Source organism: Streptomyces sp. NPDC005774 (assembly GCF_042871645.1).
Lineage (GTDB): Bacteria > Actinomycetota > Actinomycetes > Streptomycetales > Streptomycetaceae > Streptomyces > Streptomyces pratens.
Genome location: NZ_JBIAIV010000016.1, coordinates 114,152 through 133,956, shown reverse-complemented (window position 1 = coordinate 133,956; position 19,805 = coordinate 114,152). Strand labels below are relative to the sequence as shown.

Below are 19,805 nucleotides of genomic sequence, written 5' to 3'. Positions count from 1 at the left end.
CCGCAGTATCGATTCTGCGCTGCTGCTCCGTCCGCTGGTGCAGCACGTGCAGCCTGACCCCCAGCATCGCCGCGATGCCCAGAAGGGCACCGCCTGCGACAGCTGCAACTATTTGGCTGGTATTAGACACGCCTGTTTCCCCCAGTCCACGTCTGTGGCATATGCAACGACTGGGGACCACTGTCTGTAATACGTCTGTGACTATGGTAGAAATTTAAGCAGGTCGTGACAGTACCGTTACTATCCGATGTGGTCCTTTCGGACGTTACCGGCGGTATCACCCTCGGGTGACTGGTGAGTAAGCTCAATTTCCAGCCGCACCCGCCGCCACACCTCGTCGGCTTCCTTCGGTGAGAGGTCCATCTCGCGCACCGTCGCCGCGAGGAGGCGCCGCGCCAACTCCAGATCCTGGGGCAAGTCGGGCTGCTCCTCGTGCTGCGACTCGGCTACGGCCGGCTGAGGCTCAGGGCTCGGCGTGGGGGCCAGCCGGATGCCGTCGAGTAGCGCAAGGGTGCTGCCGGGTGCCCACTGCAGGGCTGCATCGAGCCCGCGCGCGGTCAGCTCGGTGGGGCGATAGGTGCCGCGACGGATGGCCCGCAGTGCCGTGTACGAGATGCCAGCGGCATCCGACACCTGGCGCCAGTTCATGCGCAGCCTCAGGCGCTGCTCGTTCATTGCCCCATCAAGCCGCTCGAACGGCTCCATCAATCCTCCGCGGCGTCGTGGCCGTACACGTAGGCGCAACCTTACGCAAGGTTGCGCAAGCCGTCAGCCATCACCCCGAGCGCTTACGCAAAATTACGCACGCCACTTATTGCGTCTTACGGCTTGTGGCGCTAAGTTGCGTCTCATGCCTAGTGAAGTGAGAAGCCCACTGAAGCACGGGCGGCTTCGGCGCGGCATGACTCTGCAGGAACTGGCCGAGAAATGCGCCGCTGATGGCGCACCGGTGAGCGAGTCGGCGCTGAGTCGTATCGAACGTGGCCGGCAGACCCCCCGACCCAGGCTGCGTAGCGTCCTCGCCCGCGTCCTCGACCTCGACGTCGACGACTTCGACCGCAACGTGCCGGTGGAGCCCGGCACTCCCGGGAGCGCGGCGTGACCCGGGAGGAACGCCGGCGGATCCTCAGCGCCGCTGAGCTCGCGGACGCCCGCAACCAGGCCCAGCGCGCGCTGAACACCGTCGGCATCCCGCCCGAGCTGATCGAGTCCCTGCGGCCGATCCTCGCCCCCGCCGCCCAGGCCCTCGCCGAGGACACCTCGGCGCAGCCGGCCGCCGCCTGACCACACAAGAACGGGGCCGCGCCCGGCTCGACCCCGGAACGCGACCCCTCGGCACGACCACACCCAAACCGTCTGACTGGAGTGGACAACCGTGACCACATCATCGCCCATACAGCCCGGAGCGCTGCCCCCCGAGGAGCCCGCCCGCCCCGTCTCCCTCTTCAACGCATTCGCCAGGGTGCCGCAGCAGCCGGCCCCCGCCGAGGCCGAGAGCGAGGGCGTGTCCACCGCGGCCGCGGCCGCGGCGATCCTCGACGCGACCATGACCGAGGACAGCGCAGCCACCGGCGAGCAGCTCGCCGCCGCTGAGCAGCGCGCGGGCATCCTGTTCGACGGCGCGAGCATCGACGCCGCAGTGTCCGCCGCCCGCGACCAGGCCCGCACCGAATGCGAGGCCGAACTCGCCGAGCTGCGCAAGCAACTGGCGACGATGGCTGGCGTCCACCGCCAGCGCGAGGCAGTCCTGCGCCTGTGCGAGGGCCGCCGCAGCGACGACCTCCTCCTCGTGTCCGCCGTGGCGACGGCCGCCGAGTGCGGCACCACCGCCCTCGACGGCTTCCCCATGACGCTCACCTGGGAGCGCGGCGCGGACATCCCCGAGGCCACCGACCCGGTGAAGCGGGCCATCATCAAGTGCACCTCGTCGTACGGCGGCCGCGCCGACCTGATCGTCGACGGCGACGACCGCATGGCGCTGGCCTCCCTACTCGACACCGAGATGGTCGTCGACACCAACGCGCCGTGCCCGCACTCCGCGCAGTGCGGTACGGGCGAGGAGCTCGACGCCGCCTTCGACTCCGAGCTGTTCGGCTGGGCCCGGCTCGAGGTCGTCGGCATCGAGGGCGGCCCCCGCTGGTACTGCACCCCGGCCTGCGTGTCCAACGCGCTCGCCCGTGCCGGCGCCGAGCTGGCCGTCATCGACCAGATGGCCGACGACCTCGTCGCTGTCGACCAGGCCGAGTACCCCGACGCCTACTACGGGCCCGGCGCCAGCGACGAGTACGCCCTGCAGGTTGCCGAGGCGACCGAGGCCGCGTTCGACGACGAGCGCGGCGACGGCGGTGCCCTGTGACCTCGGTCCTGGAGACGTACCTGGGGTGGGAAGAGCCCCAGCACCTGGCCGGCTGCAAGCGGCCCGCCTGGTCGGTGGACATCCGCACCGACCACCTCGAGCTGCGCGCCGGGCACGGCGGCGAGGCGCACGCCTGCCCCAACGAGGACTGCGGCCACGGCAGCCGGTACGAGCGCACCACGGTGCGGATCGTGTGCGGCTCCTGCCAGGCAGCCATGGTCATCCGCGGTGAAGAGGCAGCGATCTCCGAGGGCGCGCACGTCACCCACGGGTACGGCCAGCAGCCCCGCACGATGGCCGGGCTGCTGCTGTGGCCGGGCGAGCCCTGGCTGACCTTCGGCCGCCTCAGCAGTGACGAGCCGTACGACTACGTCGTCACCCGCAAGGGCGTGACCCGTCCCGCCGAGGCCGACGTCGTCGGCGTCATCACCCAGGGCCGCGGCAAGCGCGGCGCGGTCGCCTGGAACGCCGGCGCCCTGCCCACCCCCGGGAAGTACCACCGCTTCAACTGGGGCCGCACGACCGAGACCCCCGTCCGTACGGTCGCGGCCGCCGCCAAGTGGATCGCTGCCCAGCTCGACGAGCAGACGGGCGGGGTGCAGTGACCGCCATCGAGGAGACCGGCACCGCCCCGGTCGGGAAGAGCACCCAGGACGGCGGCCTGCCGCTGTCCGTGGGCGACGCCACCCGGACGCTGACGCTGCCTCACCTGCCGTACGCGGACGCCGTACACACCGAGCTCAAGGCCGTGGGCCTGCCACCCATGGTCCTCGAGGTCGGGGTGCGGCAGGAGGAGAGCCGGCCCTACGGCTCCAAGCCGGGCATCGTCTCCGTACTGTTCATGCGCCTGGTGTGGCCCGCCGGTAGCCCGGCTCTCGGCGACTCCGTCCGTCACGCCGGCCTGACCCTGGTCTGGTCGCACGTCACCGGCTGGACCGTGCGCCACGGGCACGACGAGGCCGTGCTGCTCGGCATCGACCCGCTGGCGTCGCCGGAGGTCCTCGCGTTCGCCGCCCGCTTCATGGCGCGCCACCGTCTGCCCGGAGCCTGGGAGCCCCCGGCCGGTGTCGTCGCCCGCTGGTCCGAGGCGGTCTACCTCGACATCGCCCTGGCGTACTACGAGGACCGGGGGGGTGAGGTGCGGTGACGGCCGCAACGATGCCCTGGGACGTCGTGGCCCGGCTCCGTACCGCGGGCCTGCGGCTGCCCCGCGTGCTGCCGGGGCAGGAGTGGCGGCCGATCACCGGGGCCGAGGAGCACCTGCTGTCCGAGGCCCGCCGGCTGGACCGCATCCGCCAGTTCCTCCTCGAGGAGATCGGACGCCTGCGCGCACAGTCCCCGTCCGAGCGCACTCTGCGTGAGCGGTCCCGGGTCGCGGCGATCTCCCGCATCAAGGACTGCCCGCTGACCGCGGGGCAGCTCGAGGTCCTGGCTGCAGCCGCATCCGGGGAGACCATCGAGGCCACCGCCCGCCGCATGCACATCACGGTCGACACCGTGAAGTCGCAGCGGAAGCGAGCCTCCGACCGGATCGACGCCCGCAGCATGCTCCACGCGGTAGCCCTGGCCGTTGCATCCGGCTGGATTCCCACTGAGCAGGACCACGGAGGCACCTCATGATCTGGCTGCTCATCTACGCGATCGCCGTCGCCGCCTGGTGGATCGTGGCCGCCGTCGTCGACGCCCGCCTCGAGCGTCGCGTGCACGTGCCCGAGCGGTGGGCGGTGCACATCCCCGGCCGGTTCCCCGCCTACGTCCGCCAGGACTACGCCAGGGCCCGCCAGGCCCGCGCCAGGGGGCGCGCCCAGCAGAAGCAGGAGACCGAGGAGCCATGACGCGCACCGGCTACGTGGCCGAGGCCGCCATCGAGGTCCTGGCCACCCGCCTGAGCAGCGCCATCCCCGGCCTGGACATGGCCGAGGCCCGCCGCATCACCCGCCGCCAGGTCGAGGAACTCGTCCGCGACGGCTTCCGCATCACCGTCCCGGTCACCGTCGTCGCGGCCCCCCGTCGTGGCAGGCCGCCGCGCACCACCTGATCCCCGGGTGGGCGGGACGTGCCCTGACAACCGTCCCGCCCACCCGGACCATCCACACCTTTTGGAGTACCCGTGCGACCCATCGTGCGACGCACTGACCCGCGCCTGCAGATCATTACCGAGACCCTGCGCAAGCCGCTGCCCGAGGTGGCGCCCGCCGACCTGATCACCGGCCAGCACGTCAGCCGGTTCGACCCCGCCGTGAACGTGGGGGAGGCGCCGGCGCCCTGGTCGATGCAGGTTGACATGCTCGCCCGCCACGTCTTCACCGCCCTCTACGGCCGCCCCGACACCGGCGAGCAGCAGAGCCCCCTCGCCCAGGCCGAGGACGCCAAGCGGGCCCGGGATCTGGGCGCCGAGATCGCCGCCCTGCAGCAGGGGCATACCGACCTGACGTCCGCGCCCTGGTACCCGGCCCGCCCGGGCGACCTGGTCCACGTCCACTACGAGCAGGCCGGCCAGTGCCCCGCCTTCGGCGAGACCTACCTCATCGCGGCCGCAGCCGACGGCTTCCTGTCCATGCAGCTGCTGTGCGACACCCTGCCGGACGGCGAGGACCGTCACGGCATGGTCGGCTGCTACGCCGTCGAGGACGACCCGGACCCGCTGATGGAACTCTGGTTCGAGGCCGGACCGCACCGGCTCACCCTCGTCCGCGACGGCCGCCCCGTCCACATCGGTGGCGCACGGTGACGCCGGCGACGGCGCGGGATCTGCGCCGCGCCCGGGTGGCGCAACTGCGCCAGGCCGAGCCGGAGCTGAGCCACCGCGACATGGCGCAGAAGCTGGGGATCTCCAAGGACACGGTGCGCCGCGACTTGGAGGCCATCGAGGAGGGGGCGGCGCAGTCTGCGCCGTCTCCCGGCCGGGCCGGCGCATCGGGTGCGGACATGATGGCGCAGACTGCGCCGCAGGTCAGCACGCCAGAGACGGCCGAGGCTGCGCCACCGGACGAGGACCCGGCTCCCGGGGTGGCGCAGCCTGCGCCACTGCCGCGCCGGGTGGCTGAGCCGCTGGCCGGGATCGACGTGAGCCAGTGGCGCGCACTGCGCCGGGACCTCGCGATCCTGGCGCAGACCGACCAGCAGGCCGAGGCGCTGGTGCACCAGGCGGTCACCGCCTTCGCGTACGCCTACAAGCAGGCCCTGGCCCTCGGCGAGCTCGAGGCGGGGCGGCCGGTCCTCATCACCGGCATGACGCTGCGGCCCGCCGCCCAGCTGGCCGACCGGCCGGCTTCATGACCGGGCCGGCCGCCCCGCACTCCCCCCAGCCGGGGCGGCCGGCCCTCCCCTACGGCCCGCTTCGGCGGCCGCCGGAGTGCCAGGCCCTGACCGGCTGGCACTCCCTGACCCGGGCCCGGCTGTACCCGTCCGGCTGGCACTGCGACCGACACAGCCCCTGGCACCGGTCCGGCCGCCAGGACCCGACGCTTCCGCACACGACATAGGACACCATGACCGCTCTGCCCGCCGCCGCTGAGCCCCGCCACCTGTGTGGCGGGGCCGGTGGTGCTGCCATGGCAGAGCAGCCACTGCCGCCCTGGCACCGGCAGAAGGTCAAGGTCCCCAAGCGCGTATGGGGGAGCGGCGCCTACTCGCCGGGCGCGGCCGCGTACTGGACCCAGATCGCCGCCCTGGCGCAGCGGTCCGAGCGGTGCCGCGCCGGAGTGCTCACCCTCGCCCGCTACATGGGCGACGCCAAACGCACCGCCGAGCGGTACCTGGCCGAGCTGTCGGCCCCGGGCCCGGACGGTATGCCGGAGCTGACCACGGTCCGCCACACCGACGCCGGCGGCGACGGCGAGACGGCCGAGCGGTGGACCCGCCCGGCCGGCCGCGGCGAGCACTTCGCCTACGTCCCCGTCGGCGCGGCCAAGACGCTGCGCTACCCCCTGTTCATCCTGTACTGCGCGCTCACCTACGCCACGGCGACCACCACCCCGGTGACGGCCGCCGAGCTCGCCGACCTCCTGGGCGTCACCGAGCGCTCGGCACGCCGCATGACCGACGAACTCGAGGCCCTCGGCTGGGTCACCGTCCACCGCCGCGCCGGCGCCCACGGCCGCCACACCTACGAGGTCCACGACCACCCCCTGCGCCCCGTGACCGCCAACCCCGCGCGACCGGACACAAATGGCGGATCGGGTGCGGACACGAACGGCGGATCCCTCGCGACTAAGGAAGACGCTGGACTGACTGACGAGAGCATCACGGAGGTGGGTGGGGCTTTCCGCCGTAGGCGAGATGACCGTAAGTGGGTGCCCGCCCCTGTGGATACTCCCGGTAACCGGCCGCCCGCGACGTTCCTGCCCGCCCCGCGGACCCCGTACAACGGACCGCAGCTCACCCTCAGCCCCCGGCTGTGGGCGGTCCTCGGCCCGGTGCTCGACCTCCTGCCCGACGTGAGCCCGTACCTGGCCCGCCGCATCGGCCGCGAGATCGGCCGCCAGCTCGAGGCCGGCGTGCCCGCCGAAGACATCCACGACCAGCTACAGCGCCTCCGAGCCTGGACACCCACCGAAGACATCCGCGACCCCGGCCGCTGGATCCTCGGTGCAGCCCTGCCCGTACGCCCCGGACGCTGCGGCACCACCGACTGCGTCCTTGGCTTCCAGCGCTACACCGGAGCCCCCTGCAAGGCCTGCGCCGAGCTCGAGGCCGACCGCCGCCGCGGCGCCCACCCACCGCATCCCCACACCAACACCACCTGCAGACCCGCCTGACCCGAGAGGAACCACCCTGCGATGCCGTACCCGACACCGAGCCCGCCCGCCTCCAACGGCCCCGGCACCTGCCCCCACTGCCTGGCCCGCGTCCTGTGGTGCCTCACCGACGCCAACCGCAAGCCGCTCGCCGTCGACCCCGCCGAGGACACCACCGGCAACCAGGCCGTCCGCGTCGACACCGAAGGCACCTACTGGACACGCCAACTGTCCAAGGCCCGCCCCGCCGTCGAGCAGCGCGAGGTCCTGCGCCGCCCCCACTTCGCCTCCTGCCCCACCGCCCAGGCCCGCGCGGCCGCCGCCCGACGGCGCACCCCCGGCCGCGCCCGCACCGGCGTACGCCCCGTCAGGTGGCAGCGATGACCCGCGACGACCAGATCGCCGCCCTGCTCGAGGCCGGCGCCACCTATCAGGAAGTCCAGCAGCAGCTACACGTCCGCTACGGCACCGCCCGCCGCGTCCGCGACGACCGCCGCATCCCCACACGGCCCGGACGGGCCAAACGCACCCGCGCCGAACTCGACGCCCTCGAAGTAACCGTCATCGCCATGCTCCTGACCGGAGCCACCGCCCAAGAGATCTACGACACGACCCGCATCAGCCCCAACCACATCGTCCGCCTGCGCCGCGAGCTGAAGATTCCCCTACCCGAACGCGACCGCGGGGCCAACACCCGCCTCACCCTCGCCCAGGCCTACGCCCGACACACCGTCCCGGCCGACGGCGGCCACGTCCTGTGGACCGGCCCCCGCAACGGCCGAGGCCTCCTACTGATCGCCTCCGGCCGCAACTACAACGCCCGGCACATCGCCTTCCGCAAGCACTACGGCCGCGACCCCGACGGCAGCGTCCGGCGCAGACCCACCTGCGACCAACCCGCCTGCATCGCCGGCGCCCACCAGACCGACCGCACCATCCGCCAACAGTTCAGGAGACAGCAGCAGCGATGACCAGCCAGCCCAGCACACACCAGGCCGTCATCGCGGCCGCCCTCGAACACTGGTGGATCACCACCGACCCCCTCGCCGACTTCGACTTCATGGAGGTCGCCCAGACCGTCGAGACCCACCTCATCAACTCCGGCTCCATAGCCCCCGACACCGGGACGACGCCCATGCCCCCACCCGCCTGCGAGGCCTCCCACACCACCCCATACAGCACCCTCGGCCCCTGCACCCTGCGCGACGGGCACAACGGCCCCGTCCACAAAGACGCCACCGGCGCCACCTGGTGGACCGACGCCCCCGCCCCGCCCACCCGCACGCCCAGCATCGCCAGCATCGCCTTCACCACGGTGCTCGCCCTCGCCTGCACCGCCGGCGGCATCATCGCCACCATCCGCGACGACTGGTTCTGGGCCGTCGCCGGCGGCCTCGCCGCCATCCTCATGGCCCGGGAAACCGCCGACGAACTCAACGAGCACCGCCAGGACCGCACATGACCCCCAACCAGGCCACCACCCTCGGCATCCTCGGAGGCCTCGCCGCCCTCCTCGGCCTCATCGCCGTCATCGCCCTCGCCCTCGGCCTCTACACCATCGTCTCCACCCTCATCGACCACTACGACGCCTGGCGCACCCGCCGAGCCCACACCCGCGCCCAACAGGCAGACACCACCCCCGAGCCGCCCCCCAGCGACCTCGACGTCTGCCAGGCCATCAACGCCCTGCCCCCCGCCGAACACTGACCCACGCCTCGCGCGCGGGTACGCGCCTGCGATCACGCGCGCGCGATCGCAGGCGCGCGAGCCCTCACCCCTACCCGCCAGTACAAGTGACCGCCTGCCACCGACGGGAGACCCACCCCATGCCCGAGCCCATCGACCCGAACGTCTGCACGATCCGGTCGGCCACCGCCGACAACGGCGCCGCAGCCTGCCTCCTCGTGTGGGGACCCACCGTGCAGGCGCTCCTCACCCCCGCCGCGACCCTGGCCACCGCCCGCGACCTGGTCGCGGCCGCCGCCCACGCCGAGACCGACATCGCCGTCCTCGGCTGGGTCTGCGAGGACCTCCGCGCTGACGAGCAGACCGCCGGCCACATAGTCAAGGACATCCGAGCCCGCCGCCCCCTGCCGCCCACCCCGGCCGCCCTGCGCGTCCATGCCGTCGCCGGCTACAAGACCCGCCAGCCCTACGTCCACATCAGCCGCGGCTCACAGGCCGGCCAGCTCAGCCCCGACGAAGCCCGGCAGATGGCCCAGCACTGGACCGAGGCAGCCGTCGCCGCACAGATCGACGTACGGCTCCGCTACGCCCTCGGCGAGTGGGACCGCCTCACCCCCGACGAAATCGAAAACCTGTTCGCCCTGCTGCGGAAGGCCCAGCGATGACCGCGCGTACACCCCCGGACTGCACGGTCACCGGATGCCATCAGCCGCGCGACGCTCAGGGCTACTGCCGCCTCCACTACCAGCGGTGGCAGATCACCGGAGACCCCAACGTCACACCCGGCCAGGCCATCGAGGAGGCCGTCGTCGGCCGAGTCGTCGCCGGACAGCCCCCGGGCCGCCGCCTCACCGTCGCCGAGCGGGAAGCCGCGGTCTCCCGCCTGTACTGGGCCCGCGCCACTGAGACGGAGATCGCCGCCCGCGTGGGACTGGCCGGGCGCAGCAGCGTCTACGCGATCAAGAAACGGCTCGGCCTGACCCGCCCACGAGGAGGGCCGGACCAGTGACCACCGCCTGCACCCTGTGCCCGCGCGACGCAGCCGACGGCAGCCGCATCTGCCCCCGTCACGCCGACGAGCTCCGCGGCTGGCTCGCCGAGATCCCCGCCCAGGCCCGCCTCCTCGAGGAAGAGTTCGTCGCCCCCGGCGGCGGACCGGCCCAGGGCCGCCTCGGCGGCACCGGCCGCGCCCACGCACCCGCCCCCGTCGACCTCCGCGTCCTCACCCTCCTCGGACCCGGCCACGCCGACCCCACCAGCCTCGACGACGACGGCACCATCCCCATCGCAGTCCTCCTCGGCGCCTGGGCCGGCCACATCGCCTACCACTACCCCGCCGCCACCCGCGACCGCCACGGCACCGCCCGCATCCAGCCCTGCGCCCAGGCCCGGCCCCGCCACGGCGAGAGCATCACCGGCTGGTGCGCCTGGCACCGCGCCTACCTCCCGTTCACCCTCACCCTGGCCGCGGCCGCCGACTACCACCGCGCCCTGGACCACCTCGTCCACCGCCTGCGCGCCCTCACCCACACCAGCCCCCGCATAACCCCCCGCGCCGCCCCCTGCCCCGACTGCGAGGCGTTCGCCCTCATCACCGTCGACGGCCGATGGGGCATCACCTGCGACGCCTGCGGCCACCACCTCGAACCGAACGCGTACGACGCCCACGCCGCCCACATCCTGCAGACGGTTGCGGCAGGATGAACGCCATGGACGATCTGGTGCAGTTCCTACGCGACCGGCTGGACGAGGACGAGCGGACCGCGCGGCAGACGCATCCCCTGTTCCTGAACTGGGAGTACGACGGCTGCGTCAAGGAGATCCGGGACTTCGGAAACGGGAACACGCTCGCGACGGGAGTGCTGCCTCACTACGGCGCGTTCATGCACGTTCATGATCCGGCGCGGGTGCTGCGAGAGGTCGAAGCCAAGCGGCGCACCATCGCGCTGTGCGAACCGCCCCTCGTCGAGACCACCGGTCTTCACGACACCGAGCGCCAGTTCATCCCGGGCGAGGGCCGGCCATGGGGCCTGGACGTCCTCAAGCTCCTCGCCCTGCCGTACGCCGACCACCCGGCGTACCGCGAGGAGTGGCGACCGTAGCTGTCACTGCCCTGTGCCACACTGCCCCTGCAGCACTCGACAGTCCCGGTCGACGCTTCACACGGCCCGTCCTGACCCCGCCCGAACACGGGGCCAGGGCGGGCCGCGCGCGTCCCCGCTGGACAAGATCGCCACGCAGCGTCACACTCTTGCCAGTAGCACACCTGTGCCCACAGCCACCCCGGCCCCGGAGCCCCCACGCCCGGGGCTGACGCATGCTCCGGGAGGTGCCCCATCGACCTCCTCACCACCGGCCAGGCCGCCCAGCGCGCCACCGTCTGGCGCCGCCTCGTCTCCGCCGGCGCCGCGGCCGTCACCCCCGGGGCCATCCGCCAATGGGCATCCCGCGGTCACCTCCCCCGCGCAGGCATCGACCACCGCGGCCACCCCCTCTACACCCTCACCGACCTCGCCCGCGCCGAACGCGCCACCCGCGCCCGCGCCCTGCGCCTCGTCGACATCCCCACCCCATAAGCACCCGCTGCCCGGCGGGCAGCCCCCGCCCGCCGGCGCCCCAACGCCACGGGCAGGGAAGGGACCGGGCAGCGGGACACACGTCACGAAACAGCCACACCACCCCACGCCACCCCCACGCCACGGCATGATGCGCCCCACATACCGCCGTGTCCTTGGGGGGACCATGCGCACCCGTACCGCCGCCACCGCCGTCCTGCTCGCCCTCGCCGCGCTCACCGCCGGCTGCAGCAGCGACAGCAGCAACGACAAGCCCAGCGAGCCCACCGTCACCGCCACCCAGACCGTCGACACTGCTGCCGCCCGGCAGGCCTGCGTCGACGCCTGGGCCGAACTCCTGCAGGGCGACGAGCAAGCCAGCGCCGAGGACGAGCCGGACGTCTGCGAGCAGGTGCCCGGCCAGAGCGCCGAGATGTACATGGACGCCCTGCAGCAGCGCAACCAGGCCAACCGCGATGCCCTGCAGGACCTCATCGACGAGGCCTCCGAGAACGCCCAGCCCTAACCCCCGGGAGGTGGCGCCCGTGGCCGGCAACCCCCGCAACGGGCGCCCCTACCGCCGACTCACCATCCAGCAACGCGCCCTCCACCTGCCCTGCTGGATCTGCGGCCACGACATCGACTACAGCCTCACCAGCTACGCCGCCCAACGCAGCGCCTGGGCCTTCACCCTCGACCACGCCCAACCCCTCACCAAGGGCGGCGACCTCCTCGACCCCACCAACGCCCGCAGCGCACACCGCCGCTGCAACTCAGCCCGAGGCAACCGCATCACCCAGCCTCAGGCCCGAGCATCGAGGAGATGGTGACCATGAGCGACACCGAACAGGGCTACGGAGCGTGGCGCGTCGAGCAGCACCGCCGTGCCCAGGCTCAGGCCTTCGGCTGGGCCGAACGCGCCAGCGCCGAGTACGGTCAGGCGATCCAGCACGAGGACGACGCCCGCGCCCGCCAGCAGCACGACAGCGCATGGCAGCGCGATCGCATGGCCGAGGAGCGCCGCCTGGCCCAGTTCCACGGCGTACGGTCCACCGAGTCCCTGCGCCTCGCCGAGATGTGGGCTCGCGTGGCCCGCGGCCTGGCCGATGGCGAGCTGCCCGTCACGAACGTGCTCGAGGTCCGCGGCACGGACGACGACCGGGCCAGCCTCACCGACACCCTCGCCAACCCGAACATCGTCGGCCGCTTCCACCGAGGGTGACGCAGCGTGCTGTACGTCATCACCGGCCCGCCGGCCAGCGGCAAGAGCACGTGGATCACCGCGCACGCCACCGCGCGGGACATCGTCATCGACCTCGACCGCATCACCCTGGCGCTCACCGGCCCGGGCGCGCCCCAGTGGAACCATGACCCGATCGCCAGCAAGGTCGCGCTGCGCGCGCGGTACGCGGCCATCGACGAGGCGGTCAAGCACCTCGACGAGGTGGACGTCTACCTGATCCACACCATGCCCAGCCCCAAGGTGCGCGCCCGCTACCAGCAGCTCGGTGCCGAGATCGTGGTCGTCGACCCAGGCGAAGACGTGGTGCGCGAGCGCGTGCGAGCGATGCGCTCGAACGGCATGGACCGCGTGGTCACCCGCTGGTACCGGGACTACCGCAAGGGCGGGTCACGCCCCGTCACCACCCAGGCGTCACGGTCCTGGTGACCCTGCGCCACCGCCCGCGGCGTGCCCGCGCCGGCGACGCCGAAGCGCCGCCAAACGATCATCGAATGAGGCTTCGCGCGCCCGATGATCATGCTGGGGGTGGGGAGTGGGTCCAAAGTTCAGCGATCAAGCGGGCGACCCAAACGCCCTTGTCGCCCGGTTCTCTCCCCGCGCCGTTGCTCCTAATGCCCCCGAACCGAGTTCGAGTGTATTAGTGACGCTCTGTAACTGCTTGTGCGGTTACATTCTGTTACCAATCCCTCGTCACGGTCTGTGACTGGCTGTCCGGTTACGGGGGGTGATGTCCGATGGGTGACGCTCCGAAGCGACGGCTGCGCCGCGGCGCCGTCGCCGCGGCGACCACCGCCCAGCTCGACGACCTCGGCATCGACCCGACCGGCCACGCCCTGGCCGCGGCCGCGCTGCGCCTGGCCGCCGAGATCGACTCGGCCAACGACCCTCGAGCAGCCGCCACCGCCGCCCGCGAGCTGCGGCAGGCCATGGCCGTCGTCGTCGCGGCCGCTCCCCCGCAGGAACGGGGCGACAAGCACGACGAGGTCGCCAAGCGGCGTGATGAGAAACGCGCCCGAGTCGCCGCCAGAGGCGCCCAATGATCGGCTGCCAGACCCCCCGGATCCTGTCCGTGCCCTGGCGCCGGCGCGTCGGCACCGGCCGGTGGGACGGCATCGAGGACCGGGATGCGCTCGACTTCCGTTCGCCCGCCGGGCAGGAGTGCATCGAGCTCGCCGAGGACGCCGGCCTGCACCTCGATCCGTGGCAACAGCTCGCCCTGCACCACTCGCTCGAGGAGGACAGCGAGGGTCTGTGGACGTCTCTCGACGTCGTCCTCAACGTGGCCAGGCAGAACGGCAAGGGCGGATTCCTCGAGGCCCGGCAGCTCGGCGGCGTGATCCTGTTCGGTGACCGGCTGATCATCCACACCGCGCACCAGTTCAACACCGCGCAGGAGTCGTTCCTGCGCCTGGACCAGCTGATCGAGGGCTCCTACTCGCTGAGCCGCCGCGTCAAGAACGTGCGCCGCAGCCACGGCGAGGAGGGGTTCACGTTCTTCAACGGGGCCCGCATCCGCTTCCTGGCCCGCGGCGGCGACTCCGGCCGCGGGTTCTCCGGCGACCTGGTCATCATGGACGAGGCCATGAAGCTACGGGCCGCGCCCATCGGCGCGCTCATGCCGGTGCTGTCCGCCCGCCACAACCCCCAGCTGCTGTTCACCGGCAGCGCCGGCCTCGGCGAGGAGAGCGAGCAGCTGGCGCTGCTGCGCGCCCGGGCCCTGCAGGAGGGCGACCCGGACCCGTCGCTGACGTACCTCGAGTACTCCATCGACGGCCACATCAAGGAGTGCCCGAGGGATTACGAGGGCCGCCTGGTCTGCGACCAGCACGACGACCGTGACGTCGAGCCGTCGTTCGCCAGGGCGAACCCGGCCCTCGGCATCCGGATCCGGACGTCGTACGTGCTGCGCGAGATGCGCGGCATGCGGGCGGACCTGTTCGACCGTGAGCGGCTCGGGGTGGGTGACTACCCCGAGGTCACGGACGAGACGTGGCAGGTCATCGCGAAGGCTGCGTGGGAGGCCCTCGAGGACCGCGGGTCGCGGCCGATGGACCCGGTGGCGTTCTCCATCGAGACCACGCCCGAGCGGACATGGACGGCCATCTCCGTGGCCAGCGAGTCCGCCGACGGCGAGGTGCACGTCGAGGTCGTCGCGCACCAGCCCGGTACGGACTGGGTCGTCGACTGGGTCACGGAGCGTGACCAGCGGTGGAACCCGTGCGCGTGGGTCATCGACGAGGGCGGCCCGGCCGGGTCACTGGCGCCGGCCATCCGTAAGGCCCTGACCTACGAGGACGACCCGAACCGCGAGGACCGGTCCGAGCGGGTGGTCTCTCCGAAGGTGCGGCAGCTCACGCAGGCGGCGGCGCAGTTCTACGACCGGGTCCACGAGGGCAGGCTGCGGCACCTCGGGCAGGCGCCCCTGGCTGCCGCGCTCGCCGGCGCCAAGAAGCGCGAGGTGGGCGACGCGTGGCTGTGGGCGCGCAGGAGCGACGGCGTGGACGTGAGCCCGCTGGTGTCCGGCACCTACGCGGTGTGGGGCTGGGAGATGTACCACGACGTCGAGCCGGAGGAGGCGCCGAACGTATGGTGAAGATCACGAGCTGGTCACGGCACCAGGTGCTGTTGGCGCTCGAGGTGGCGTTCGTCGTCCTGTTCCTGGCGGGGGTCGGGATGCTCCATGTGCCCGCTGCGCTGATGGTGGGCGGGGTGCTGGGGGCTGTGGCCACCGAGCGGGAGATGACCCGCCAGGCGCCCGTACAGCGGCACAGGAAGGGGGCTGAGGGATGAGTCTGTTCGGTCTGTTCGAGCAGCGCAGCCTCGAGAACCCGGCGCAGCCTCTGACATCGGAGGCGGTCGCCGAGTACCTCGGCGCGGTGCCGAACGAGTCGGGGACGTCGGTGACCGAACGGTCGTCGCTGCACATGCCGGCGGTGTGGCGGTCGGTCGCCCTGATCGCCGGGGTGTCCGCGCATCTGCCGCTGCACACCTACGTGCCGGGCACCAGGGACCGGACCAAGGCGCCGCTACTGGCCGACCCCCACCCGGAGATGACGCCGCTCGAGCTGTGGCGTCTGCAGTACGTGCACCGCGTCCTGTGGGGCAACGGGTACCTGCAGAAGGTGCGGAACCGGGCCGGGGTCGTCGTCGAGCTGTGGCCGCTCATGCCGGACCGGGTCCGGGTCGGGAAGGTGAAGCCCGACGACCTGCTGCCGTCCGGGAAAGTCTTCGAGGTCACCGACGACTGGGGCACCACGCACGCCATGACGCCGCGCGAGGTCCTGCACATCCCGGGCCTCGGCTACGACGGGATGACCGGCTGCTCGCCGGTGCGGCTGGCGGCCGAGGGTATCGGCCTGGCGCAGTCCGCCGAGAAGACCGCGGCCCGGCTGTTCGGCAAGGGCAACATCATGGCGGGCGTCCTGCAGACCGAGCAGCGGCTGCAGCCGGACCAGGCCGACGCGGTCAAGAAGCGGTGGGCGGCCAAGATGGGCGGCTGGCGCAACAGCCAGGAAGTCGCCGTCCTCGACTCCGGCCTGTCCTTCCAGACGGTCACCATGCCGTACAAGGATGCGCAGTTCCTCGAGAGCCGCGAGTTCCAGAACACCGAGATCGCGCGCATGTTCGGGGTGCCGCTGTTCCTGCTGATGGAGACCGCCAAGAGCACGTCGTGGGGGACAGGCCTCGAGCAGCAGGCCGGCGCCTGGGTCGTGTTCGACCTCGGCCCCACGTGGCTGGCGCCGACCGAGCAGCGCATCACCAAGGAACTACTCCTCGGCAGCCAGTACGCCAAGTACAGCGTGCAAGGCCTGCTGCGCGGCGACTCGAGCGCCAGGGCCACGTTCTACCGGGCGATGCGCGACGTCGGCGCCTTCTCCGCGGACGACATCCGCGGGTACGAGGAGCTGCCGCCGCTGCCCGCGGGCAAGGGTGGCGACGTCCACCTGCAGCCCACCTACATGGCGCCGCTCGGCGTCAACCCCCTCGCCCGGGAGGAGCCGGCCGCGGCGCGCGCCCGGGAGACGATCCGCCTGCTGTCGGCCGATGGCCGGCTGCCGGCGGCTGTGCGTGCGGCTGAGCTGCTCGCCGAGGCGCAGCGGCTGCTCACCGTGGGCGAGGAGCCCGACCCGACCGATCCCACCGAGCCGGAGGAAGGCCCTGATGACCCTGACGAGGACGACGACTGAGGAGCGCCGCCGTCTGCCGCTGTCCACGGCGGGCCTGAGTATCCGTGCGGACGGCGACGACGGCGGCGAGCGGTTCAACGGCTACGCCAGCGTGTTCAACTCCCGTACCAGCATCGGCAACCCGTTGCGCTGGGGCTTCTACGAGGAGGTCGCCCCGGGCGCGTTCGCCAAGACGGTCAGCGAGGGCGACCCTCGGATGCTGATCGACCACGACACCTACTACGTCGTGTCCCGGGTGTCGGCCGGCAGCCTCGAGCTGGCCGAGGACACCAAGGGCCTGGCCGTCGACTCGGCCCTCGACACCGGCCTGTCGTACGTCAACGACCTCAAGGCCAACGTCCGGAACAGGAACATCACCGGCATGAGTTTCGGCTTCCAGGTCGTCAAGGACGACTGGCAGCTGATCGACGTCGAGACCAAGGACGGCGACAAGGTGCAGGCCGAGCTGCGGATCCTGCGCGAGGTCCGCCTGTTCGAGGTTTCCGCCGTCACGTTCCCCGCGTACGACGACACCGAGGCAGGCCTGCGGGCCGTGGCCACGGCCCTCGTACGCCGCGGCGACAGCGCCGCGATCGAGCAGCGGGCGCAGTACCGGCCCGAGCTGCTCGAGCTGCTGCAGACGATCGACCGCGAGCCGGGTGAGTCCACTCGCGGCACCGACACCGACACCGAGCCGGCGGATGCCACTCGGCTGTCACGTACCTCGGTCGACCGCAGGATGCAGGCCCTGGCCGCACGCTTCCGGCTGGCCCGCTGACCCACCCGAACCCGCGAACCCTGGCCCGTGCGCCGGAGGTTCGTCATGCCCTGAGAGGGGAGCACAACCCATGCCCACTGAGACCCTGACCCAGCGCCAGCGCCTGGTCGACGAGCAGAACACCCTGTGGCACCGCATGCAGGAGATCATGAACGGTGCCGAGGAGGCAGGCCGCGACCTGTCCGCCGAGGAGCGGACCAACTGGGACCAGGCCGAGACGCGGCTGACCGAGGTGTCCAACGACCTCGAGCGCCTCGAGCGGATGGCCCAGCTCGGCAGCGTCGACCGCAACCAGATCGTCACGACCACGGACCGCGGCGACGACGAGGAGGCCGACGCCGCCCGGTACGCCGAGGCGTTCGGCCTGTACCTGCGGTGGGGCATGGAGGGCCTGCAGACCGAGCAGCGGCAGCTGCTGCAGGGTGGGTTCAACCAGCTGAGCCAGCGCGCCATGGGCACCACCCCGGACACCATGGGCGGCTACCTGGTGCCGGACACCTTCCGCGCCACGATGACCGAGACGATGAAGGCCTACGGCGGTCTGCTCAACATCTGCCAGGTGATCAGCACCGCGGACGGCGGCGGCCTGTGGTGGCCGACCAACGACGACACGAACAACGAAGGCGCCCTACTCGCCGAGAACCAGCCGGTTCCCGAGACGGACATCACCGTGGGCAGGCGCGAGCTCGACGCCTACATGTTCACGTCGAAGCTGGTCAAGATGTCCTGGAAGCTGATGCGCGACAGCGCGTTCGACGTCGAGTCGTGGCTGCCGCGGAAGCTCGGCGAGCGCATCGGCCGCTCGGCCGCGGGCTACCTGATCACCGGGTCCGGCGTGAAGCAGCCCGAAGGCCTGATCACGCAGGTCCGCACCGGGAAGACCGGCGCCGCCGGTCAGACCACCTCGGTCATCTTCGACGACCTGGTCGACCTCGAGCACACCATCGACCCCGCCTACCGCGGGCCCCAGTGCCAGTGGCTCATGAACGACGCCACGCTCAAGGTGCTGCGCAAGCTCAAGGACGGCGACCAGCGGCCCCTGTGGGTTCCGGTCCCGGCCCCTGGCTTCACCGCCACGCTCAACGGCTACGGGTACACGGTCGACAACAAGATGCCGGTCCCGGCCGCGGGCGCCAAGAGCATCGTGTTCGGTGACTTCCAGGCCGGCTACATCGTCCGCCAGGTGCAGAACGTCACCACGATCCGCCTCAACGAGCGCTACGCCGACTACCTGCAGAGTGGCTTCTTCGGCTACGCCGAGCTCGACGGCATGGTCGACGACGCCTCCGCGATCGCCGCGTACCAGCACGCCGCGTCCTGACCCCGCCTCCCCACCCGGGGCCGCGCACGCCGTGGCCCCGGGCGGCTCACCCCCAGAAGGGACAGACATGCCTCTGAACCCGTACGACAACGCGCTGGTGCGGCGGACGCTCGCACCGGCCGCGCGCACCGCGGCGGCGAACGGCACGACCGTCGACCGTGCCGCCGGCGGCGCCCGCTACCAGGACGCCGTGGTCGTCATCGACACCGGTGTCGTCACCGACGGAACGCACACCTTCACCGTGCAGGAGTCGGCCGACGGCAGCAGCTGGGCGGCGGCCGCGGATGCCGACCTGCAGGGCGCCGAGCCCGCGGTGACGTCCAGCACCGACGACGTCGTCTACGAGATCGGCTACACCGGTGCCGCGCGCTACCTGCGCGTCGCCGTGGCCGTGTCCGGCGCGACGACCGGCGGTGTTTACTCGGCGGCCGTCGTGCTGTCCAACGCGCGCCGTGGCCCGGTGGAGCGAGGCTGATGGCCACCATCCGCGTACTGCAGGCCATCGGCGGCCTGGACTTCTCGTGGGCGCCCGGCGACCTGGTCGACCTGCCCGACGAGGAGGCCGCCAAGTGGGCCGACGGCATCCGGGCCGAGTTCGCCGACCAGGCGCCGCCCACCCCGGTCACCCCTGCCCCCCCGACACCGGCTGACGACGACCCGCCGCCGGCCGACCCCGACGACCCCGGCGACGGGGACGACGACCCCGACCTGTTCAACCCCGCCGACCACAACGTCAAGGACGTCGTCGCGTACCTCGACGGCGTGGGCGAGGAGGAGGCCATGCGCGTGCTGCAGCTGGAAGAGAACGCCGAGGAGCCGCGTAAGGGCATCGTCGGCCAGCGCGGTTCGATCCTCGAACGCGCCCAGGCCAACGACCAGGCCACCGAGCGGGCGGCCGAGGCCTCCCGAGGCGGCGGCCGCGGCGACGTCGTCGAGACCCGCTGACCGGAGGGGGGTGAGC

Annotated in this window: 32 protein-coding genes; 31 read left to right on the top strand and 1 reads right to left on the bottom strand. The window is 72.1% G+C overall.

Annotated elements, in window-relative coordinates:
- Nucleotides 1-240 precede the first annotated feature (240 nt).
- Nucleotides 241-705, bottom strand: a complete 465-nt coding sequence (locus ACFYQA_RS17470) for a hypothetical protein (protein WP_388918093.1) — start codon at nt 703-705, stop codon at nt 241-243.
- Here ACFYQA_RS17470 and ACFYQA_RS17465 point away from each other — a divergent pair.
- From ACFYQA_RS17465 to ACFYQA_RS17315, 31 genes are all read left to right on the top strand, one after another.
- On the top strand, nt 590-1,102 hold the full coding sequence (locus ACFYQA_RS17465; RefSeq protein WP_388918012.1) for a multiprotein-bridging factor 1 family protein: 513 nt from the start codon (nt 590-592) through the stop codon (nt 1,100-1,102). The two genes, ACFYQA_RS17470 and ACFYQA_RS17465, sit on opposite strands and share 116 nt — an antisense overlap.
- Nucleotides 1,099-1,284: a hypothetical protein gene (locus ACFYQA_RS17460; RefSeq protein WP_388918009.1), complete on the top strand. Its 186-nt coding sequence runs from the start codon at nt 1,099-1,101 to the stop codon at nt 1,282-1,284. Before ACFYQA_RS17465 ends, ACFYQA_RS17460 begins: the two co-directional genes overlap by 4 nt.
- A gap of 91 nt (nt 1,285-1,375) precedes the next feature.
- The gene (locus ACFYQA_RS17455; protein ID WP_388918006.1) at nt 1,376-2,356 is read left to right on the top strand and encodes a hypothetical protein; all 981 of its coding nucleotides are present in this window, start codon (nt 1,376-1,378) and stop codon (nt 2,354-2,356) included.
- On the top strand, nt 2,353-2,961 hold the full coding sequence (locus ACFYQA_RS17450; protein WP_388918004.1) for a hypothetical protein: 609 nt from the start codon (nt 2,353-2,355) through the stop codon (nt 2,959-2,961). Before ACFYQA_RS17455 ends, ACFYQA_RS17450 begins: the two co-directional genes overlap by 4 nt.
- A complete protein-coding gene (locus ACFYQA_RS17445; protein ID WP_388918002.1) occupies nt 2,958-3,503 on the top strand; it encodes a hypothetical protein in 546 nt (181 codons plus the stop codon). The genes ACFYQA_RS17450 and ACFYQA_RS17445 overlap by 4 nt, the downstream gene beginning before the upstream one ends.
- A complete protein-coding gene (locus ACFYQA_RS17440) occupies nt 3,500-3,976 on the top strand; it encodes a response regulator transcription factor (RefSeq protein ID WP_388918000.1) in 477 nt (158 codons plus the stop codon). Before ACFYQA_RS17445 ends, ACFYQA_RS17440 begins: the two co-directional genes overlap by 4 nt.
- Nucleotides 3,973-4,191 (top strand): hypothetical protein, encoded by a 219-nt coding sequence (locus ACFYQA_RS17435; RefSeq protein ID WP_388917998.1) that lies wholly within the window; start codon nt 3,973-3,975, stop codon nt 4,189-4,191. Before ACFYQA_RS17440 ends, ACFYQA_RS17435 begins: the two co-directional genes overlap by 4 nt.
- Entirely contained in the window at nt 4,188-4,394 is a 207-nt protein-coding gene (locus ACFYQA_RS17430) for a hypothetical protein (protein WP_388917996.1), read from the top strand. Before ACFYQA_RS17435 ends, ACFYQA_RS17430 begins: the two co-directional genes overlap by 4 nt.
- Nucleotides 4,395-4,478: 84 nt before the next feature.
- A complete protein-coding gene (locus ACFYQA_RS17425) occupies nt 4,479-5,087 on the top strand; it encodes a hypothetical protein (RefSeq protein ID WP_388917993.1) in 609 nt (202 codons plus the stop codon).
- Entirely contained in the window at nt 5,084-5,635 is a 552-nt protein-coding gene (locus ACFYQA_RS17420; protein WP_388917990.1) for an HTH domain-containing protein, read from the top strand. Before ACFYQA_RS17425 ends, ACFYQA_RS17420 begins: the two co-directional genes overlap by 4 nt.
- Nucleotides 5,636-5,910: 275 nt before the next feature.
- Nucleotides 5,911-7,116: a hypothetical protein gene (locus ACFYQA_RS17415; protein WP_388917987.1), complete on the top strand. Its 1,206-nt coding sequence runs from the start codon at nt 5,911-5,913 to the stop codon at nt 7,114-7,116.
- Between the two features lie 21 nt (nt 7,117-7,137).
- The gene (locus tag ACFYQA_RS17410; RefSeq protein WP_388917984.1) at nt 7,138-7,479 is read left to right on the top strand and encodes a hypothetical protein; all 342 of its coding nucleotides are present in this window, start codon (nt 7,138-7,140) and stop codon (nt 7,477-7,479) included.
- Complete coding sequence (locus ACFYQA_RS17405; RefSeq protein WP_388917981.1) at nt 7,476-8,066, top strand: hypothetical protein; 591 nt, start codon at nt 7,476-7,478, stop codon at nt 8,064-8,066. Before ACFYQA_RS17410 ends, ACFYQA_RS17405 begins: the two co-directional genes overlap by 4 nt.
- On the top strand, nt 8,063-8,557 hold the full coding sequence (locus ACFYQA_RS17400) for a hypothetical protein (protein ID WP_388917978.1): 495 nt from the start codon (nt 8,063-8,065) through the stop codon (nt 8,555-8,557). The genes ACFYQA_RS17405 and ACFYQA_RS17400 overlap by 4 nt, the downstream gene beginning before the upstream one ends.
- On the top strand, nt 8,554-8,802 hold the full coding sequence (locus ACFYQA_RS17395) for a hypothetical protein (protein ID WP_388917976.1): 249 nt from the start codon (nt 8,554-8,556) through the stop codon (nt 8,800-8,802). The genes ACFYQA_RS17400 and ACFYQA_RS17395 overlap by 4 nt, the downstream gene beginning before the upstream one ends.
- A 119-nt stretch (nt 8,803-8,921) precedes the next feature.
- Nucleotides 8,922-9,446 carry a hypothetical protein gene (locus ACFYQA_RS17390; protein ID WP_388917973.1) on the top strand — a complete coding sequence of 175 codons (525 nt, stop codon included), beginning with the start codon at nt 8,922-8,924 and terminating at the stop codon, nt 9,444-9,446.
- A complete protein-coding gene (locus tag ACFYQA_RS17385) occupies nt 9,443-9,790 on the top strand; it encodes a hypothetical protein (protein ID WP_388917970.1) in 348 nt (115 codons plus the stop codon). Before ACFYQA_RS17390 ends, ACFYQA_RS17385 begins: the two co-directional genes overlap by 4 nt.
- A complete protein-coding gene (locus ACFYQA_RS17380; RefSeq protein ID WP_388917967.1) occupies nt 9,787-10,485 on the top strand; it encodes a hypothetical protein in 699 nt (232 codons plus the stop codon). The genes ACFYQA_RS17385 and ACFYQA_RS17380 overlap by 4 nt, the downstream gene beginning before the upstream one ends.
- A gap of 5 nt (nt 10,486-10,490) precedes the next feature.
- Entirely contained in the window at nt 10,491-10,883 is a 393-nt protein-coding gene (locus ACFYQA_RS17375) for a DUF6221 family protein (RefSeq protein WP_388917964.1), read from the top strand.
- A gap of 640 nt (nt 10,884-11,523) precedes the next feature.
- The gene (locus tag ACFYQA_RS17370; RefSeq protein WP_388917961.1) at nt 11,524-11,862 is read left to right on the top strand and encodes a hypothetical protein; all 339 of its coding nucleotides are present in this window, start codon (nt 11,524-11,526) and stop codon (nt 11,860-11,862) included.
- Nucleotides 11,863-11,881: 19 nt separating this feature from the next.
- Nucleotides 11,882-12,166, top strand: a complete 285-nt coding sequence (locus ACFYQA_RS17365; protein WP_388917958.1) for an HNH endonuclease — start codon at nt 11,882-11,884, stop codon at nt 12,164-12,166.
- A gap of 2 nt (nt 12,167-12,168) precedes the next feature.
- Nucleotides 12,169-12,558 (top strand): hypothetical protein, encoded by a 390-nt coding sequence (locus ACFYQA_RS17360; RefSeq protein WP_388917955.1) that lies wholly within the window; start codon nt 12,169-12,171, stop codon nt 12,556-12,558.
- Nucleotides 12,559-12,564: 6 nt separating this feature from the next.
- Nucleotides 12,565-13,005, top strand: a complete 441-nt coding sequence (locus ACFYQA_RS17355) for an AAA family ATPase (RefSeq protein ID WP_388917952.1) — start codon at nt 12,565-12,567, stop codon at nt 13,003-13,005.
- A gap of 308 nt (nt 13,006-13,313) precedes the next feature.
- Nucleotides 13,314-13,619: a hypothetical protein gene (locus tag ACFYQA_RS17350; protein WP_388917949.1), complete on the top strand. Its 306-nt coding sequence runs from the start codon at nt 13,314-13,316 to the stop codon at nt 13,617-13,619.
- Entirely contained in the window at nt 13,616-15,172 is a 1,557-nt protein-coding gene (locus tag ACFYQA_RS17345) for a terminase (RefSeq protein WP_388917946.1), read from the top strand. Before ACFYQA_RS17350 ends, ACFYQA_RS17345 begins: the two co-directional genes overlap by 4 nt.
- Nucleotides 15,166-15,369, top strand: coding sequence for a hypothetical protein (locus ACFYQA_RS17340; protein WP_388917943.1), 204 nt, complete (start codon nt 15,166-15,168; stop codon nt 15,367-15,369). The genes ACFYQA_RS17345 and ACFYQA_RS17340 overlap by 7 nt, the downstream gene beginning before the upstream one ends.
- Complete coding sequence (locus ACFYQA_RS17335) at nt 15,366-16,766, top strand: phage portal protein (protein ID WP_388917940.1); 1,401 nt, start codon at nt 15,366-15,368, stop codon at nt 16,764-16,766. Before ACFYQA_RS17340 ends, ACFYQA_RS17335 begins: the two co-directional genes overlap by 4 nt.
- Nucleotides 16,741-17,523 (top strand): HK97 family phage prohead protease, encoded by a 783-nt coding sequence (locus tag ACFYQA_RS17330; protein ID WP_388917937.1) that lies wholly within the window; start codon nt 16,741-16,743, stop codon nt 17,521-17,523. The genes ACFYQA_RS17335 and ACFYQA_RS17330 overlap by 26 nt, the downstream gene beginning before the upstream one ends.
- 70 nt (nt 17,524-17,593) lie before the next feature.
- A complete protein-coding gene (locus ACFYQA_RS17325) occupies nt 17,594-18,844 on the top strand; it encodes a phage major capsid protein (RefSeq protein WP_388917934.1) in 1,251 nt (416 codons plus the stop codon).
- A 67-nt stretch (nt 18,845-18,911) separates the two neighbouring features.
- The gene (locus ACFYQA_RS17320; RefSeq protein WP_388917931.1) at nt 18,912-19,319 is read left to right on the top strand and encodes a hypothetical protein; all 408 of its coding nucleotides are present in this window, start codon (nt 18,912-18,914) and stop codon (nt 19,317-19,319) included.
- Nucleotides 19,319-19,789: a hypothetical protein gene (locus tag ACFYQA_RS17315; protein WP_388917928.1), complete on the top strand. Its 471-nt coding sequence runs from the start codon at nt 19,319-19,321 to the stop codon at nt 19,787-19,789. The genes ACFYQA_RS17320 and ACFYQA_RS17315 overlap by 1 nt, the downstream gene beginning before the upstream one ends.
- The last annotated feature ends 16 nt before the right edge of the window (nt 19,790-19,805 follow it).

What these genes read in the sequence shown, in the direction of transcription:
- ACFYQA_RS17345 (WP_388917946.1), top strand. Translation starts at nt 13,616, where the DNA reads ATGATCGGCTGCCAGACCCCCCGGATCCTGTCCGTGCCCTGGCGCCGG.
- ACFYQA_RS17405 (WP_388917981.1), top strand. Translation starts at nt 7,476, where the DNA reads ATGACCCGCGACGACCAGATCGCCGCCCTGCTCGAGGCCGGCGCCACC.
- ACFYQA_RS17385 (WP_388917970.1), top strand. Translation starts at nt 9,443, where the DNA reads ATGACCGCGCGTACACCCCCGGACTGCACGGTCACCGGATGCCATCAG.
- ACFYQA_RS17370 (WP_388917961.1), top strand. Translation starts at nt 11,524, where the DNA reads ATGCGCACCCGTACCGCCGCCACCGCCGTCCTGCTCGCCCTCGCCGCG.
- ACFYQA_RS17400 (WP_388917978.1), top strand. Translation starts at nt 8,063, where the DNA reads ATGACCAGCCAGCCCAGCACACACCAGGCCGTCATCGCGGCCGCCCTC.
- ACFYQA_RS17435 (WP_388917998.1), top strand. Translation starts at nt 3,973, where the DNA reads ATGATCTGGCTGCTCATCTACGCGATCGCCGTCGCCGCCTGGTGGATC.
- ACFYQA_RS17350 (WP_388917949.1), top strand. Translation starts at nt 13,314, where the DNA reads ATGGGTGACGCTCCGAAGCGACGGCTGCGCCGCGGCGCCGTCGCCGCG.
- ACFYQA_RS17320 (WP_388917931.1), top strand. Translation starts at nt 18,912, where the DNA reads ATGCCTCTGAACCCGTACGACAACGCGCTGGTGCGGCGGACGCTCGCA.
- ACFYQA_RS17390 (WP_388917973.1), top strand. Translation starts at nt 8,922, where the DNA reads ATGCCCGAGCCCATCGACCCGAACGTCTGCACGATCCGGTCGGCCACC.
- ACFYQA_RS17470 (WP_388918093.1), bottom strand. Translation starts at nt 705, where the DNA reads ATGGAGCCGTTCGAGCGGCTTGATGGGGCAATGAACGAGCAGCGCCTG.
- ACFYQA_RS17465 (WP_388918012.1), top strand. Translation starts at nt 590, where the DNA reads ATGGCCCGCAGTGCCGTGTACGAGATGCCAGCGGCATCCGACACCTGG.
- ACFYQA_RS17410 (WP_388917984.1), top strand. Translation starts at nt 7,138, where the DNA reads ATGCCGTACCCGACACCGAGCCCGCCCGCCTCCAACGGCCCCGGCACC.
- ACFYQA_RS17335 (WP_388917940.1), top strand. Translation starts at nt 15,366, where the DNA reads ATGAGTCTGTTCGGTCTGTTCGAGCAGCGCAGCCTCGAGAACCCGGCG.
- ACFYQA_RS17315 (WP_388917928.1), top strand. Translation starts at nt 19,319, where the DNA reads ATGGCCACCATCCGCGTACTGCAGGCCATCGGCGGCCTGGACTTCTCG.
- ACFYQA_RS17330 (WP_388917937.1), top strand. Translation starts at nt 16,741, where the DNA reads ATGACCCTGACGAGGACGACGACTGAGGAGCGCCGCCGTCTGCCGCTG.
- ACFYQA_RS17375 (WP_388917964.1), top strand. Translation starts at nt 10,491, where the DNA reads ATGGACGATCTGGTGCAGTTCCTACGCGACCGGCTGGACGAGGACGAG.
- ACFYQA_RS17430 (WP_388917996.1), top strand. Translation starts at nt 4,188, where the DNA reads ATGACGCGCACCGGCTACGTGGCCGAGGCCGCCATCGAGGTCCTGGCC.
- ACFYQA_RS17360 (WP_388917955.1), top strand. Translation starts at nt 12,169, where the DNA reads ATGAGCGACACCGAACAGGGCTACGGAGCGTGGCGCGTCGAGCAGCAC.
- ACFYQA_RS17395 (WP_388917976.1), top strand. Translation starts at nt 8,554, where the DNA reads ATGACCCCCAACCAGGCCACCACCCTCGGCATCCTCGGAGGCCTCGCC.
- ACFYQA_RS17325 (WP_388917934.1), top strand. Translation starts at nt 17,594, where the DNA reads ATGCCCACTGAGACCCTGACCCAGCGCCAGCGCCTGGTCGACGAGCAG.
- ACFYQA_RS17340 (WP_388917943.1), top strand. Translation starts at nt 15,166, where the DNA reads ATGGTGAAGATCACGAGCTGGTCACGGCACCAGGTGCTGTTGGCGCTC.
- ACFYQA_RS17415 (WP_388917987.1), top strand. Translation starts at nt 5,911, where the DNA reads ATGGCAGAGCAGCCACTGCCGCCCTGGCACCGGCAGAAGGTCAAGGTC.